This is a genomic window from Janthinobacterium sp. HH106 (genome assembly GCF_001758725.1).
Lineage (GTDB): Bacteria > Pseudomonadota > Gammaproteobacteria > Burkholderiales > Burkholderiaceae_D > Janthinobacterium.
Genome location: NZ_LRIC01000002.1, coordinates 1 through 16,263, shown reverse-complemented (window position 1 = coordinate 16,263; position 16,263 = coordinate 1). Strand labels below are relative to the sequence as shown.

The 16,263-nt window shown below is 62.7% G+C and carries 14 protein-coding genes; 5 read left to right on the top strand and 9 right to left on the bottom strand.

Translation table 11 applies throughout. The annotated features are described in order from the left end of the window. Positions 1-81 precede the first annotated feature (81 nt). The 5 genes from JAB8_RS00890 to JAB8_RS00870 all read right to left on the bottom strand — a co-directional run bounded on the left by JAB8_RS00890 (position 82) and on the right by JAB8_RS00870 (position 6,235). Positions 82-1,029, bottom strand: coding sequence for a cupin-like domain-containing protein (locus JAB8_RS00890; protein WP_070287947.1), 948 nt, complete (start codon positions 1,027-1,029; stop codon positions 82-84). Between the two features lie 221 nt (positions 1,030-1,250). Continuing rightward, positions 1,251-1,994: a DNA-binding protein gene (locus tag JAB8_RS00885; RefSeq protein ID WP_046684938.1), complete on the bottom strand. Its 744-nt coding sequence runs from the start codon at positions 1,992-1,994 to the stop codon at positions 1,251-1,253. A 142-nt stretch (positions 1,995-2,136) separates the two neighbouring features. After that, positions 2,137-2,754, bottom strand: a complete 618-nt coding sequence (locus tag JAB8_RS00880) for an LON peptidase substrate-binding domain-containing protein (RefSeq protein ID WP_070287945.1) — start codon at positions 2,752-2,754, stop codon at positions 2,137-2,139. A gap of 51 nt (positions 2,755-2,805) precedes the next feature. Next, positions 2,806-4,044 carry a DEAD/DEAH box helicase gene (locus JAB8_RS00875; protein ID WP_070288505.1) on the bottom strand — a complete coding sequence of 413 codons (1,239 nt, stop codon included), beginning with the start codon at positions 4,042-4,044 and terminating at the stop codon, positions 2,806-2,808. Positions 4,045-4,162: 118 nt separating this feature from the next. Beyond that, complete coding sequence (locus JAB8_RS00870; protein WP_254679412.1) at positions 4,163-6,235, bottom strand: TonB-dependent receptor; 2,073 nt, start codon at positions 6,233-6,235, stop codon at positions 4,163-4,165. A gap of 381 nt (positions 6,236-6,616) precedes the next feature. Between JAB8_RS00870 and asd the strand changes: the two genes are divergently transcribed. Beyond that, positions 6,617-7,465, top strand: coding sequence for an archaetidylserine decarboxylase (gene asd, locus JAB8_RS00865; protein WP_070221551.1), 849 nt, complete (start codon positions 6,617-6,619; stop codon positions 7,463-7,465). 17 nt (positions 7,466-7,482) lie between these two features. Here the strand turns inward: asd and JAB8_RS00860 are convergent, their stop codons facing one another. After that, a complete protein-coding gene (locus JAB8_RS00860; protein ID WP_070221552.1) occupies positions 7,483-8,388 on the bottom strand; it encodes a LysR family transcriptional regulator in 906 nt (301 codons plus the stop codon). A gap of 114 nt (positions 8,389-8,502) precedes the next feature. Here JAB8_RS00860 and JAB8_RS00855 point away from each other — a divergent pair, with 114 nt between their 5' ends. The 3 genes from JAB8_RS00855 (at position 8,503) to JAB8_RS00845 (ending at position 11,102) form a co-directional block, all read left to right on the top strand. Beyond that, entirely contained in the window at positions 8,503-9,102 is a 600-nt protein-coding gene (locus JAB8_RS00855) for an NAD(P)H-dependent oxidoreductase (RefSeq protein ID WP_070287943.1), read from the top strand. A gap of 57 nt (positions 9,103-9,159) precedes the next feature. Continuing rightward, positions 9,160-10,035 carry a pirin family protein gene (locus JAB8_RS00850; protein WP_070287940.1) on the top strand — a complete coding sequence of 292 codons (876 nt, stop codon included), beginning with the start codon at positions 9,160-9,162 and terminating at the stop codon, positions 10,033-10,035. Positions 10,036-10,151: 116 nt separating this feature from the next. Beyond that, positions 10,152-11,102: a cation diffusion facilitator family transporter gene (locus tag JAB8_RS00845; RefSeq protein ID WP_070287938.1), complete on the top strand. Its 951-nt coding sequence runs from the start codon at positions 10,152-10,154 to the stop codon at positions 11,100-11,102. A 74-nt stretch (positions 11,103-11,176) separates the two neighbouring features. On the opposite strand, the gene JAB8_RS00840 is transcribed toward JAB8_RS00845, so the two are convergent. Genes JAB8_RS00840 through JAB8_RS00830 form a run of 3 tightly spaced genes read right to left on the bottom strand, consistent with a single transcriptional unit; the run spans position 11,177 to position 14,748 of the window. Continuing rightward, positions 11,177-13,429: a bifunctional (p)ppGpp synthetase/guanosine-3',5'-bis(diphosphate) 3'-pyrophosphohydrolase gene (locus JAB8_RS00840; RefSeq protein WP_070221556.1), complete on the bottom strand. Its 2,253-nt coding sequence runs from the start codon at positions 13,427-13,429 to the stop codon at positions 11,177-11,179. A 32-nt stretch (positions 13,430-13,461) separates the two neighbouring features. Then, a complete protein-coding gene (locus JAB8_RS00835; RefSeq protein WP_070221557.1) occupies positions 13,462-13,812 on the bottom strand; it encodes a RidA family protein in 351 nt (116 codons plus the stop codon). A gap of 54 nt (positions 13,813-13,866) precedes the next feature. Further along, positions 13,867-14,748: an alpha/beta hydrolase gene (locus JAB8_RS00830; protein WP_070221558.1), complete on the bottom strand. Its 882-nt coding sequence runs from the start codon at positions 14,746-14,748 to the stop codon at positions 13,867-13,869. Between the two features lie 263 nt (positions 14,749-15,011). On the opposite strand from JAB8_RS00830, the gene JAB8_RS00825 reads away from it, so the two are divergent. Beyond that, positions 15,012-16,263, top strand: a 1,252-nt coding sequence (locus tag JAB8_RS00825) for a dicarboxylate/amino acid:cation symporter (protein WP_070287935.1), incomplete at its 3' end; no start/stop codon positions are given.

Genomic DNA, 16,263 nt, shown 5'->3' with positions numbered 1-16,263 from the left:
ATTCCTGGCGGGCCACACTCATCCGGTTTCCGCTGCCAGCACAATTGGGTGCCTGCAGGCACTGGCCATCGCGCCATAAGATCAGGCCTCCGTACGCCGCAGCGCCGCTCCGCCATGCAGGGCCAGCGGCATGGCCCTGGCCCAGCGGTTCGACGACAGCGAAAACGTCAGTGCGCGCACCTGATGGTACCAGCCGGCGGGCACGTACAGCATGTCGCCCGGCTCCACGAGGCATTCGATCATGGTCGCCTGGCTTGCTAAGGGGAAGCGCTGGAAATCGGGCGCTTCCGGGTCGAAGGGCGAACCGAACAGGATGGCGTTCGCTTCGCTGGGATACAGGAAGGCGTCGTGGTGCGGCGGCGCCAGGAAAATGCGCTTGCGGCCCCACACTTGCGCGAAAATATTATCGTCGTAATCGCAATGCAGGGGCGTCACCGTGCCGGCCGGCCCCACCCAGAAGCGCGGCGGGCCCATCTTGTCGAAATACGTGGGCCAGTGGCACAGGCGGTTCAGCTCGCGCAATTCCAAGTTGCCCAGGTACGGCGGCAACGCGTGCGCCCCTTCTTCCACCAGGTCCAGATATTGCCCCATCGACATGTCCTGCATGGCGCGGTCGGCCGCGAACGCCGTGTTGATATAGTCACCCACCCGCGCCCGCACGGGCACGTGGCTGAACTGTTCGCGCAAGACCTCTGGCACCAATGCCGACAAAGGCCAGCGCCGCACCAGCCCGCGCATCAGGAAGGGCAAGCCCAGCGCGGCGCGCGCGCGGAAGGCGGCGGCGTCCAGCATGGCCAGGCGCGGCACTTCGGTAATGGCGGGCAAGTCCCGCGCCGCCCGCTTGATGGCCTCGCGCATGGCGTCGATGGACGTGACGCCGCGCACCTGCGCATCCTTGTCTTCGCGCGCCAGCTTGCGTGCCAGGGCCGCTTCGGGCGAGCTGAATTCGGCTGGCGGCCGGGGCGGCAGCGCGCGCGGCGCGATGGGGGCGGCCGCAAGCGGGAGCGGCACTTCTTTTTCTACAGACATAAACCTTCTTTGCGATCAAGGCGTCACATGGCATGACATGGCGCGACAGTGCGCCATTCTAAGCCAGCAAGGCCCGCATGACATATTCCCCCGACGTATCGACACCTGACAAAACCGTCGCGAGCGGAAGGTAGAGGTGGCTAAGAAGCGCAACCGTGCTGAAGCACGGTGAGCATCGCAGGCTACCTATACCGACGCGCAGCAGGTTTGATCAGGCGTCCTCAGACAGGTGTTTTGAAGATCGGATCGACGATAAACTGCTGCGCCTTGATGCGCAAGGTCCGTTCCTCGTCCAGCTCGGCGCGCGTTTCGCCCAGCTCTTCGCGTTCCGCTTCCAGTTCCAGACGGGCGGCCGCCAGTTCCGTTTCCACGCGCGTCAGGCTTTCCAGCTTCAGCTGGGCCTGGATCAGTTCCGCGCGTGCCGCTTCGGCAGCCTCTTCCAGGCGCGGTATTCCCTCGAGCTTGAACTGCGCCTTGGCCAGGTCCATGCGCGCCTGCTCGGCCGCCTCTTCCAGGCGCGGCAAGCCTTCCAGGCGCAGCTGCGCCTTGGCCAGGTCCGTTCTAGCCTGATTCGCCACCTGCCGCTCGCGCTCGAGTTCCTCGCGCAGGGTTTCCAGCTCGCCCGCCTGCAGGTCGAGCAACTCTTGCTGGCGCTCGTTCTCGCTGGCCAGGTCCATCAATTCCTGTTGATTGTCGTTCATCTCGGCTTCATGCGCGCTGTGGCTGGCGCTTAATTCCTGCCCTACATAATCGAGGATGGCTTGCTGCAGCACGGGCGACAGTTCGGCGGCGGCGGCGATCTGGCGCTGCGCACCGGCCTTGCGGCGCTGCAAGAGCTTGCTGATGGTGCCCAGGCAGGCGCCGTTGCCCAGCCGTTCGCGCAAGGCGCGCACCGTGATGGCCTGGCCTTCGCCCGCCATCGCTTCCATTGCCGCATTGATCTGTTCCGCGCTTACTTTTGCCATGTCGTCTGCTCTTGAATGTTGCCCAGGGCAATCTTGCCCAGGGGCATTATCTTATGCCAGCGGCGGCAAAGCGTAAAGTATTTCTCAATAGTAATTGCAATTGCACAACGGAAGCGCGAGAAAACATGCGGCCTGGCGTGTTTTACTCTTCCAGCAAGCCGTTTTCCGTGAGCATATCCTGTACCAGTTCCAGGCGCAGCACGGGATTGTCCTGACTCAGCAGCAATTGCTTTTGCATGGCGCTCAGGGACAGCAGCTCGCACCAGCGGTTCGCCACCCAGCCGCACTCGTCGAGGCGGTACGGCGGCTGCAGGGGCATTTGATCGGGTGGAATCTTTTGCTCCTGCAAGGTGCGGATCAGGGCACCCAGTGCGTCGGCCACGTTCTGCTGCTCCTGGGGGATGGGAATGGTTTTATCGGGCGGCAAGGTTTCGACCTGCGCCATCCACAAGCCGTTTTTCAGCTGTTCGCTGGAGACGATGTGAAAGCGCTGCATGCCCATGCATTTGATTTGCAGCAAGCCCGACAAGGGCGCGGCCCAGTCGATGACGCGCGCCAGGGTGCCCACGGGCGCCAGGGTTTCCAGCTGGCCCGGCTTGCGCACTTCCGCGCCGTCCAGCAGCTGCACCACGCCGAACGGCTGCTCTCCCATGATGCACTGACGTATCATGTCCAGGTAGCGCACCTCGAAGATCTGCAGGGGCAGATAGCCATCGGGATACAGCACCGTATTGAGCGGGAACAAAGGTATCGAGGTCATGGCGCATGATGGCACGAATGCGATATCCGTGCTGCGCGCCTTGTGCGTCCTTTACTTATAAAAACGGCGCTTTTTCGCCCGCTCCGCCGCCTTCGGCGCCAGCACTTTCACGATCTTTTTCTGAATCGTGCCGCCGGCGGACGTGCCCGGCACGCGGTGTTCCGCCTCGAAACCGGGCTCCTCGTTGCGTTTCAAGGTTTGCCGCGTCAGCGCTTCCACGGCCGACAGCAATTCGACTTCATCGGCGCAGACGAGGGAAATGGCCTCTCCCGAAGCGCCCGCGCGGCCCGTGCGGCCGATGCGGTGGATATAGTCTTCCGCCACCGTCGGCAAGTCGAAATTGACGACGACGGGCAATTGATCGATGTCCAAGCCACGGGCGGCCACGTCGGTGGCCACCAGCACCTGCACTTCCGCCGATTTGAAACGCGCCAGCGCGCGCAAGCGGTTCGGCTGCGTCTTGTCGCCGTGGATGGAATCGGCGCGCACGCCCTGCTCCAGCAAGGTATTCACCAGCAGCTCGACGCCCTTGCGCGTCTTGACGAAGACGAGGACCTGGCCCCAGCGCTTTTTCTTCAGCAGGTGCAAGAACAGTTCCGGCTTGCGTTTCTTGTCGCACACGATCACCGACTGCTTGACGGCTTTCACCGTGCTGTTGCGCGCGCTCACTTCCACCGACACGGGGTCCTTCAGCATGGTTTTCGCCATGGCGCGGATGGCGTCCGAGAAGGTGGCCGAGAACAGCAGGGTCTGGCGCTGCTTGCGCATCGTCATCAGCAAAATATCGAGTTCGCGCTCGAAGCCGAGGTCCAGCATGCGGTCCGCCTCGTCCAGCACCAGCGTCTGCACCTGCTCGAACTTGACGGCGCCCTGCGTCTGCAAGTCCAGCAAACGGCCCGGCGTGGCCACCAGCACGTCGAGGCCCTTGCGCAGCTTGCTGATCTGCGGCTCGATGGGCACGCCGCCATAGGCGACAAAGCTGCGCAGCGGCAAGTTGCCGCCATAGCTGCGGAAGCTGGCATAGACTTGCTCGGCCAGCTCGCGCGTGGGCACCAGCACCAGCACGCGCACGCATTGCGGCGCCACCACGCCTTCCAGGGTCAGGCGCTGCAGCAAGGGCACGGCAAAGCCGGCCGTCTTGCCCGTGCCCGTCTGGGCGGCGGCCATCAGGTCGCGCCCGGCCAGCACGGCAGGAATCGCTTGCGCCTGCACGGGCGTGGGCTTGGCATAGCCGAGCTCGTCAAGTTTGCGGACCAGGGGATCGATCAGGCCGAGGGAGGAAAACGTCATGGGGAAAGCAATCTTGGCAAATGAAAAGGCGGCGCGCACGGGCTGGCCGTGCGCGCAATTGCCGAGATTATAGGCCAGCGGGGATGCCGGCCGGGGTTTCACCGTTAAAACAAACGCGTCAAAACTTCATTTCCAGGGTGGCGCGCGCCTGCGGCGAGCTCGGCGAGATGCTGTTGCGCACGATCGTGCCGCTGGCATCCGTATAGATGGTGTCGCTTTCGAAGTCTTGCGCCAGCAGGTTCGACACGGCCAGGCGCAGCTGGTTCTTCGCATCGAATTTCCACAACGCATAAATGTCGAGGTCGCGCCGCGGCGACGTGTAGGCGCTCTGGCGCTCGGTGATGCGCACGGGGCCGCCGTTGCGGAAGTTGAAGCTGCCGCCCGTGGTCAAGACGCCGTCCGGCGTCTTGTAGTCGAGGCCAAAGTTACCGCTGACGGGCGTTTGCTGGTCGAGCCGGTTGTTTGGCCCCGGCACCTGCTCCACCTGTGACCAGTTGCGGCTGACGCTGGCGCGCAGGTCGATGGCCGGCACGGGCGCGGCCATCACGGCGCGCAGCGGGAACTTCGCTTCCAGTTCCAGTGTCTGCGTATTCGCGCGGCCATCGTTGACGGGCGTGGAGACCCAGCGATCATTGATGAACAGCAAGCCCTGGCGCGTATAGCCGTCGATGCGGCGGGCCGAGGCGCGCGCGCTGAGCAAGGCACCTTCGGCCCAGTAATGCTCGTAGGAAGCGTCGATGCCCAGCGCCAGCTCCGGTTTCAGGTAAGGATTGCCTTCGCGGTCAGGGTCCGTCTGGCTGTTATTCGTCGAGGTATTGCGGCGCGGAATCAGGCTCGACGTCGGCTGCGCCTTGTAGGTGCGCGTCAGGGCCAGGCGCACCTGGTCGCCCTTGGTATCGGGCAACTTCCACAGGGTTTGCAGCAGCGGGCTCCACACGCTGGTGCGCTGGTTTACTTCGTCGTAGGTATCGCCCGCGCTGCGCGTATCGATGCCTTCCCAGCGCACGCCCGCATACATGGACCAGCGCGGCGTGATTTCCCATTCATCCTGCACGTACAGCGCCAGGCGCTTGATGGTGGCGTCGAAACCCTCGTCGCTGTTGACGGGCGGACGCACGCCCAAGGCCGCTTCGCGCTGCCGGCGCGTTTCCTCGCGCTCCGTGTAGGCGCCATCCCAGCCCATCGACAGGGCATGGCCGGGCAGCAGGGGCGAGGAATACTTGCCGGTGGAACTGACGCCGTTTTCCGTCGCCTTCACGCCCACCTTGCGCTCGAGCGCCAGGCCGCCGCCGTCGATAAAGCCCTGCTGCAGGCTGTCGGACGTATTGCGGGCGGCCGAGGCGCCGATCTTCAGTTCCAGTTTGGCGCCGCCGGCCAGCTTGTGCATCCACGTCAGGTCGCTACGGCCGAAGGCGTTGTGGTTGCTGGAAGTGCCCGTGTTGGCGTCGTAGTCGGGGCGCAAGCCCAGTTCTGTTTCCGCGCGGCTGAAATTGCGGTGATTCGAGCGTCCGCCGTTGAAAAAGAATTGCGCCGTCACGTTGTCGCCGTTGGCCAGCACCCAGTTCAGGCGCGGCGACAGATTGATGCCTTCCGGGCGGCCATCGCCCGTGCCGTTCGTGCGGCGCAGCAGGTTTTGCCGGCCGTCGGGCGCGTAGCCCAGTTCCAGGCCGGGATTGTCGTAATGGTAGTCGTAGCGGTACAGCGAACCGGCCAGCGAGTATGAAAAATTGCCGTCGCGGTCAGACAGTTGCAGATTCACGCTGGGCGAAAAGCTCACGTCGCTGCCCTGCACACCCAGCTTGAGTTCGCGCTGCGCCGTCTTCACGGCTTTCTTGAGCACCACATTGATGGTGCCGGCGATCGACTGCGTGCTGTATTCGGCGCTGGCCGCATGCAAAATCTCGATGCGCTCGATCACGTCGGGCGACAGGGTGTCGAGTGAAAAACCGGCCGGCGCCCGTTCGCCGTTGAGCAATATCTGCGTATAGCCGCTGCCCAGCCCGCGCATGCGGATTTCGCCACCCGAGCGCCCGGCCGCGCCGGACACGGTAATGCCAGGCAAGCGTTTGAGCACGTCGGTGACGTTCGTGTCGCCATACTTGAGGATTTCCTCGCTGCCCACGATCATCTTGCTGGCGGTATCGTCGCGGCGCGGATCGTAGCCGCTGCCCTTGACTTCGACGGTTTGCATGGGATTTTCAGCCTTTTCGGCCTTCAACGGCACGGCGGCGGTATCAACGGCCGGCGTTTCGGATTGCTGGGCATGGGCATTCCATGCAAGTAAAACGGCGGAACAAAGGACGGTGAGGCGGAGGCAACGGCGTGGCATCATGACCTAACTGAAAAAAGTTGGCTGAATAAAAATGGCTGAAAGCTAAAAAACAGGCCGCCGTATTGTGCTGTAATTTTTTCTGACTGGCACAGTTTCCCGAAAATATTTCCTATAGCAAATTAAATTCGGCGGCAGGCTGCGATACGCCCCCTTGCATACGGCGCATATCATTGCGCGCCACATCGCCGCTATAATGCGTTTTCACCATTGTTCCCATCACCCCGTCAAAGGCTTCCCATCGTGTCTGACCGTCTTGCCGTCCTGCCTCAATATCTGCTTCCAAAAGGAGCGTTGACCAACTTTGCCGGCCGGATCGCCGGCGCCAAAGGCGGCGCCATGACCACCCGTTTGATCCGCTGGTTCGTCGGCCGTTACAACGTCAACATGGATGAGGCGCTGGACCCGGACATCACGCACTACACGAGCTTCAACGACTTTTTCACGCGCGCACTGCGCCCCGATGCCCGTCCGCTGGCCAAGGCCGACTACATCTGCCCCGTCGATGGCCGCATCAGCCAGTTCGGCAAGATCGACAAGGACCAGATCTTCCAGGCCAAGGGCCACAACTTCAGCACCACGGCCCTGGTGGGCGGCGACGCGGCCCTGGCGGCGCAGTTCGAACATGGCAGCTTCGCCAACCTGTACCTGAGCCCGCGCGACTACCACCGCATCCACATGCCGTGCGACGGTCGTTTGACGCGCATGATTTATGTGCCCGGTGAATTGTTCTCCGTCAACCCGACGACGGCGCGCGGCATTCCCGGCCTGTTCGCCCGCAACGAGCGCGTCGTCTGCGTGTTCGACACGGCCAACGGCCCCTTCGTCATGACCCTGGTGGGCGCCACCATCGTCGGCAGCATGGCGACCGTCTGGCACGGCGTCGTCAACCCGCCCCGCACGGGCGAGATCCGCGACTGGAGCTACGCGAACGACAATGTGGTGCTGAAACAGGGCGAAGAGCTGGGCCGCTTCCTGCTCGGTTCCACCGTCGTGATGCTGTTCCCGAAAGACACCGTGCAATTCAACGCCAACTGGCAACCGGCCGGCCCCGTGCAGCTGGGCGAAGTCATGGGCAACGTGCCCAGCTAAGCCAACAGGATGCGCGCCTACACGGGCGCGTCCGTGCGATACATCTCTTCCATCAAGTCCAGAAACGCCCGCGTCTTGGCCGGCATCAGGCGCCGGCCGGGAAATACGGCCCAGCCCGTGACCAGCGGGAAACTCCACTCCGGCAACACGCGCACCAGCTCCCCCGTCGCCACATAGGCCTTGGCGAAGCGGTCCGTGCTGGCCGCGATGCCCACGCCCGTGCAGGCCATGCGCACCAGCAATTCCGGCGAGTTTGCCAGCAGGCGCACGGGCAAGTCGCGCTCCCATGTCGTCTTGCCGCGGATCAAAGTCCAGTGCACGAGGCCATGCACGGCACGCGGCAAGCTCAGCAAATCATGGCCATATAAATCGTCGGGATGCTCGGGCAAGCCGTGCACGCTCGTGTATTGCGGCGAGGCATACAAGGCCAACGTACTGAAGGCTACGCGGCGCGCGGACAGGCTGGCGTCGTCGGGCAAGTTGCCCATGCGGATGGCCAGGTCGAAATTTTCTTCCAGCAAATCCACGCGGCGCGCCGACAAGTCGAGTTCCAGCGAAATGGCCGGATAGCGGCGCACGAATTCGGCCAGCACCTGGCGCATCAGCGCGTCGCCAAAGTCCGCCGGCATGGAAATGCGCAGCAAGCCGCTGGGCCCCGCCTGCCGGTGCTGGGCCAGCGCGCCGGCCGCCTCCGTTTCCTCGACCACCTTGCGCGCATGCTCGAGCAGGCTGGCGCCAAATTCCGTCAGCGCCAGCTTGCGCGTGGTGCGCAGCAGCAGCCGCTCGCCCAGTTTCGCTTCCAGCTGCGAGATGCGGCGCGACAGGGTTGACTTGGGCAAGTCCACGCGCACGGCAGCGCGCGAAAAACTGCCGCACTCGACGACGCGGGCGAACAGCAATAAATCTCCGGGATCGATATCCATAGTTTTGATTGTTCCATTGGTGGATTAATGATATCCATTTTAACGGCTTCCGGATGGTTTTTGGAATTGCTATAGTTCATCCATCGCAAGACACCTCACAACGGAGAAAACAAGATGAACATCCTGCAAATCAATTCCAGCGCCCGCAGCACCGGCTCCGCCTCGACCCGCCTGGCTGACGCCATCGTTGCCCGCGTACAAGCCGCCAATCCTGGCGCCGCCCTGGTCCGCCGCGACCTGGCTGCCCAACCGCACCCTGTGCTCGACGAGCCGACCCTGCAAGCGCTGTTCACGCCGGCCGACAAGCGCACGCCGGAACAGGCGGCCCGCATCGCCCTGGACGACGCGCTGATTGCGCAAGTGCAGGCAGCTGACGTCATCGTCATCGGCGCGCCGATGTACAACTTCGGCATCACCGTGCAACTGAAAAGCTGGTTCGACGCGATTGCCCGCGCCAACGTCACCTTCAAGTACACGGAAAACGGCCCGGTTGGCCTCTTGACCGGCAAGAAAGTCTACGTGGGCCTGTCCCGCGGCGGCTTGCACCGCGATAGCGCCAACGATAGCCAGGTGCCTTACCTGAACACCATGTTCGGCTTCCTGGGCCTGACCGACGTGCAATACGTGTATTCGGAAGGCATGGGCATGGGCCCGGAAGCTGTGGCCAAGGCGCAGGCGCAAGCGGACGCCGAGATCAACGCGATCCTGGTGTAATTCCCAGCAGTGAAAGGGACGGCGCACTGGCGCCGTCCCGGCCTAGAGGAGAGAACAATGAGCGACACCACCACCGTCAACAAGCCACGCGCCGTCGAGCGCGTGATCGCCGGCCAGGCCGTCATGGATGGCGCCGGTGTGAAGATCAACCGCGTGCTGACGCAGCAGCTGCAGCGCCGTCTCGACCCGTTTTTGATGCTCGACAACTTTGCCAGCGACAAGCCGAACGACTATATCGCCGGCTTCCCCGAGCATCCGCACCGGGGTTTCGAGACGGTCTCGTACATGATCACGGGGCGCATGCGCCACAAGGACAGCGCGGGCCACGAAGGCTTGCTGACGTCGGGCGGCGTGCAATGGATGACGGCCGGCAGCGGCGTGATCCATTCGGAAATGCCGGAACAGGAAGAAGGCGTGATGGAAGGTTTTCAGCTGTGGCTGAACCTGCCAGCGCGCGACAAGATGCGCACGCCGTGGTACCGCGATTTCACGAGCAGCGAAATCCCCCGCTACACGACGGACGCAGGCGTGGCCGTGCAAGTGATCGCCGGCGAGAGCCATGGCGTGACGGGCGCCGTGCAGCGCGAATTGACGGAACCGCTGTACCTCGATATCGACTTGCCAGCTGGCAGCAGCTTCGAGCAGCCCTTGCCGCCAGGCCATAACGCCTTCCTGTACACGTTCCGTGGCGAAGTGCGGGTCGATGGCAAGGCCGTGCCCGCCCTGCGCATGGCGATCTTCGCCAATACGCCGGGCAGCGACGGCGTGCGCATCGAAGCACCGGAAGGCGGCCGCGTGATCCTCGTCGCCGGCCAGCCCTTGAACGAGCCCATCGCTCAGTATGGCCCGTTTGTCATGAATACCCAGGCGGAAGTATTCCAGGCCGTACAGGATTTCCGCGAAGGCAAGTTTGGCGAGACGGCCGCGCAGTAAATGATGTATCTCAGCAAAAACCTGCAGTGCCTTTAGGCCTGCAGGTTTTTTTACGTGCCGACTATGTTGTTGCTTTTCAATTACACTGGCGGCAAGTTCATTCCACAAAGTATTCCATGCAGCCGACGCACACCGAACACGACGCCACCCATTTGCACGCCCACCTGAAGGGCGACGCCAAGCACACCCACTCGTTCGAGGGCCGCAGCCAGAGCATCCTCGCGTGGGCGCTGGGCCTGACCCTGTCATTTGCCGGCATCGAGGTGGCAGCCGGCTTCTTGTCCAATTCGCTGGCCTTGATTTCCGACGCGGGCCACATGGTCACGGACGCGGCCGCGCTGGGCCTGGCCCTGCTGGCGCAGATCATCGCGCGCCGCCCGCCCTCGCCGCGCCACTCGTTCGGCTTCGGCCGCGCCGAAGCGCTGGCCGCCTTCGTCAACGGTTTGGCCATGCTGTGCGTGGTGGGCTGGATCTGCTATGAAGCCGTGCTGCGTTTTTCCGCCCCGCAACCTGTCAAGGGCGGCATGGTCTTCATCGTCGCTTTCATCGGCCTGGCCATCAACGTGGTAGTGGCATGGGTATTGTCGAAAGACAAGCAAAGCGTCAACACGCGCGCCGCCCTCGTGCACGTGATGGGCGATTTGCTCGGCTCGGTCGCCGCCATCATCGCGGGCGCCGTGATTTACTTTACGGGCTGGATGCAGATCGACCCGCTGCTGTCCGTGCTGGTATCGCTGCTGATCCTGAAATCGACTTTCGGGGTATTGAAGGAGTCGTACCACTTCCTGATGGAAGGCGTGCCCCTGCACATCGACTACATCGAAGTGGGCACGGACGTGGAACAAGTCGATGGCGTGATTGCCGTGCACGATCTGCATGTGTGGGACATGTCGCCGGGCCAGCCGGCCCTGATCGGCCATGTGGAAATCGAGCACCTCGACCATTGGCCAAAGGTATTGCGCGCGATCAAGAAGATGTTGCTGGCCAAGCATGGCATCGACCATATTACCTTGCAGCCGGAGACGGCGGCAATGGCGGGGCTGCATCAGGGTGACAAGACGCATTAATTGAACCCAACGGCAAAGACCGGGGTCAGACCCGCCGGGTCTGACCCCAGCCTCTGCTCTCGGGGTAACTCCAACTAACTGCGCCGCGCTTCCAGGACCCCGCTGACATCCTTGATCACATTCAGCGCCTTCAACAACTGCGCCGTCGAGCTGATCTCGGCCGTAAACGTCATGCGGGCCTGGCCCTTGGCGCTTTGGGTGTTGACGCCGATCACGTTGATCTTTTCGCGCGAAAAGATTTCGGAGATGTCGCGCAGCAAGCCCTGGCGGTCGCCTGCCAGAATAAAGATGTCGACCGGATACACGGTGTCGTGCCCGCCCGTGCTGCCCCATTCGGTAAAAATCACGCGCTCGGGCGATTTGGCGCGCATTTCCTCGAAGTTTTTACAGGTGGCGCGGTGGATGGAAACGCCCTTGCCGCGCGTCACAAAACCGACGATGCTGTCCGGCGGCGCCGGCTTGCAGCACTTGGCCAGCACCGTCATCAAGCCTTCCGTGCCGACCACCAGCACGCCGGACTTGGCGCCCTGCTCCACGCTGGAAGCGCGGCTTTTACCCACCAGCACGGCGTCTTCCGGCACCACCACTTCGCCATTGTCGTGCAGCGCCTGCTCCACGTGGCGCAGGCTGAATTCATCCTTGCCGACAGACAGGAACAGCTCGTCAACCTTGGCAAAGCCCAGCTTTTGCGCCAGCGCCTCGAGGTTGACGGCCGTCTTGCCTTCGCGCTGCAGGGATTTTTCCACCAGCGCGCGGCCGTGGGCCAGGGTTTCCTGCATGTCGATGGCGTGGAACCAGGCGCGGATCTTCGAGCGCGTGCGCGTGCTGACGGCGTAGCCGGCGCTGAGCCAGTCGCGCGACGGCCCGGCCGTGCCCGGCGCCCCCTTGGCCGTGATGATTTCGCAAGTCTGGCCGTTCTTCAACTGCGTATTCAGGGGTACCATGATGCCGTCGACCTTGGCGCCGCGGCAGCGGTGGCCCACGTCCGTATGCAGGTGATAGGCAAAATCGACGGGCGTGGCGCCGACAGGCAATTCCAGCACCCGCGCCTGCGGCGTCATGACGAAGATGCGGTCGTCCAGGGTGGCGGACTTGAGCTTTTCCACCCATTCGCGCTGGATTTCCTCCTGGCCCACGACGGCGTCGGCCACCTCCGTTTTCCAGGCCAGCAACTGGCGCAGCCAGGCGATCTTTTCATCGTACTTCTGGCCGGCAAAGTTCGAGCCGCCCTCTTCCTTGTAGCGCCAGTGCGCAGCCACGCCGTATTCGGCAAAACTGTGCATTTCATTCGTGCGGATTTGCACTTCCAGCGGGCGGCCGTCCTCGGCCGTCACCACCGTGTGCAGCGACTGGTAACCGTTCGGTTTCGGGCGCGAAATGTAATCGTCGAATTCCTTCGGGATGGGGGTCCAGATATTGTGGACCACGCCCAGCACCGTGTAGCAAGTTTTCACGTCGGCAACGATGACGCGGAAGGCGCGCACGTCGTACAGGGCCGTGAAATCCAGTTCCTTGCCGCGCATCTTGTTCCAGATGCTGTAAATATGTTTCGGGCGGCCAAATACTTCCGCCTGGATACCGGCCGAAGCCAGTTCCGTCTGCAGGCGCAGAATCGCCGAGGACACGAAGCCCTCGCGCATCATGCGCTTTTCTTCCAGCATCTTGGCGATGCGTTTATACGCTTCCGGTTCGATGAAGCGGAACGACAAATCTTCCAGTTCCCACTTCAGTTGCCAGATGCCGAGGCGGTTGGCCAGCGGCGCGTACAAATCCAGCGTTTCCTTGCCGTACTCGCGCGTCATTTCATTGAACAGCTTTAAGTCGGCAAAGTAACGCAAGGTCGTCACGCAGGCGGCCAGACGCACCAGCACGACACGCATGTCGGACGCCATCGCCAGCAACATCTTGCGCAAGGTTTCCACCTGGGCCACGGCTTGCTGCGCAGCATTCTTGCCGCGACCGGCAGCGCCGCCGTGCTGCGCCTGGGTCAGCGCACGCAAACGGATCAGCTGGCGCACGCCTGTCGCCAGGTCGCACACCTGCTTGCCGAAGCGCGGCTCGATGTCGGCCGCCGTGTCGGGTTCCAGCAAGGTCAGCTCGAACATCAGGCCGGCGATGCGTGTTTCCGCATCGCTGCGCAGGAACGCCAGGGTGGTGGCCACGCCGATGGCGAAGTCCAGCGCGGAGCGGCCGGCAAAGGTCTGCTTGTCGCCATACGCTGCGGTGGCATACGCGAGCGCGTCCAGCACGCGCGCGCAGTCCGGCGCACTCAAGCCCTCTACCAGTTGTTCCGAGGTGGCGCTATTCGGGGCCGAGATGGAAACCATGTGATACCTTATAAACTTAACAACTCAATAACTTAGCGCTCTGCAGCGATGATGACGATTTCTACCAAGCAAGCCGGATTGGCCAGTTTCGCTTCCACGGTGGCGCGCGGCGGCGTGTGGCCGGAAGCGACCCAGTCGTCCCACACTTCATTCATGCCGTCGAAATCCTTCATGTCGGCAATGTAGATCTGGCACGACAGAATGCACGTCTTGTCGCTGCCCGCTTCCATCAGCAAACGGTCGACGTGGCCGAGCACTTCACGCGTCTGGCCGACGATGCCTTGCGTGGTGTCTTCCGCGATCTGTCCCGCCAGGTAGATGGTGTTGTTATGTATCGCTACTTCAGAAAGGCGTTTGCCTACGTGCAGTCGTGTAATTTCCATGCTTCTTCTTTCGGTTGTTTCAAAATCTGTACAGCGGTATTGCTTGTTGCCTTCTTACTTGCCCAGCAAAAACTTGCGCGCGATGGCGATCTGGTCGTCGTGGACGAAAGTGGGCGCATGGCCCACGCCGGCGATTTCCACCAGTTCCGCTTTCGGGCCGCGGCCCAGCATGATCTGCGCCGTCTCGTGCGACAGCAGATCGGATTCCGAGCCGCGCACCAGCAAGGTGGGGCAGCGCACGGCATCGTACGCGGCCCACAGCATGGCTTCGTCGCTGGCCGCCGATTCCGGCGTGGCCGAGCGGAACGGCATGGCCAGTCCCATATCATAGTGACGGCGCCAATGGCCATCCTTGTCCTGCCGCAACACATCGACTGCCAGTTTATGCCATTCCGCATCCGTGTGCGGGCCGAAGCTGGCGGACACGTCGCGCACAAATTTGGCGCCCTGCTCGAAGGTATCGAAACGCAAGTCCTGGCCGATGTAGTCGCCGATGCGCTGCAAGGCTTCCGGCGCCAGGGTTGGGCCGATATCGTTCAATACCAGCTTGCTGATCGGGCTGTGCGGCAACGAGGCCAGGCCCAGGCCGATCAAGCCGCCCATCGAGGTGCCGAACCAGTCCACCGTCTGGCGCTCGCCATTGGCCAGCACGCGCGCCAGCAGGGTCACCATGTCGCTCACATACTGGGGCACGCGGTAGAACTGGGGATTGGCCAGCCAGCCCGAGCGCCCGCGTCCCACCACGTCGGGGCAGATCACGCGGTAATCGCTGGCCATGGCGCGCGCCAGGTTGTCGAAGTCGTCCGCCACGCGCGTCACGCCATGGGCGCAGACGAGCACGTTCGGATTGTCGGGTGCGCCCCACTCCTTGTACGACATGGTATGCAGGCCTGCGGGGGAGATGCACTGGACGGATTTGATGCTCGCTTCGATCATTCGATTTCCTTATTCGATATAAAAAGAGCACCGCTTTCTGCCTGCCAAGGGATGTCCCGCGCGCGACGCTACGGCAGTGTAGCGCAGCGCGGGCAATGCTCCAAGCGCGCGGCTGAATTGCTGCGTCGCAGCATAGCACTGGCACATTCGCCATGGCGCAATACCCGATATAGCGAAACTGCATATCTGCGGTTATCCACAATTGAGCACGCCTGCCAATGGGCGGATGATTCGCAGCATCAACCCGCAAGAGGAGACCACTCGTGAAAAAACCATTCTATAAAATCCTGTACGTACAGGTGCTGTTCGCCATCGTGGCTGGCGTGCTGCTGGGGGTGTTCTACCCTTCGAACGCCGTCGACATGAAACCGCTGGGCGACGGCTTTATCAAACTGATCAAGATGATCATCGCCCCCGTGATCTTCTGTACCGTGGTCTCCGGCATCGCCGGCATGCAGGACGTCAAGAAAATCGGCCGCGTGGGCGGCAAGGCCCTGCTGTACTTCGAAGTGGTCTCCACCTTCGCGCTGGCCATTGGCTTGCTGGTTGCTAACATCCTGAAACCGGGCGCCGGCTTCAACGCCGATCCGGCCCACCTCGATGCCAAGTCGATCGCGCAATACACGCACGCCGAAGGCATGAGCACCGTCGACTTCCTGATGAATATCATCCCGAAGACCTTCGTCGATGCCTTCGCCAAGGGCGACATCCTGCAAGTGCTGTTGATCGCCATCCTGTTCGGCTTCTCGCTGTCCCTGCTGGGCGAGCGCGGCCGTCCGGTCACCAAGCTGATCGACGAGCTGTCGCATGCCATCTTCGGCATGGTCAACATCATCATGAAAGTCGCACCGATCGGCGCGTTCGGCGCGATGGCCTTTACCATCGGTAAATACGGCCTGGCGTCGCTGATTCCGCTGGCAAAACTGATGGGCTCGTTCTACCTGACCTGCTTCCTGTTCGTCTTCGTCGTGCTGGGCCTGATCGCCAAGTACACGGGCTTCTCCATCGGCCGCTTCTTGCTGTACATCAAGGAAGAACTGCTGATCGTGCTCGGCACCAGCTCGTCGGAATCGGCCCTGCCGGCCCTGATGAAGAAACTCGAGCGCCTGGGCTGCTCCAAGCCAGTCGTCGGTCTGGTCGTGCCGACCGGTTACTCGTTCAACCTGGACGGCACCAATATCTACATGACCATGGCCGCCCTGTTCGTGGCACAGGCAACCAACACGGAACTGACGATCTGGCAAGAGCTCACCATCCTGGGCGTGGCGATGCTGACGTCGAAAGGCGCGTCCGGCATCACGGGCGCCGGCTTCATCACCCTGGCCGCCACCCTGGCCGTGGTGCCGACGATTCCCGTGGCCGGCATGGCGCTGATCCTGGGCATCGACCGCTTCATGAGCGAATGCCGCGCGCTGACCAACTTTGTCGGTAACGGCGTGGCCACCATCGTCGTGTCGAAATGGGAAAAGGAACTGGACATGGACAAGCTGCACAGCGAGCTGGCCCATCCCACCC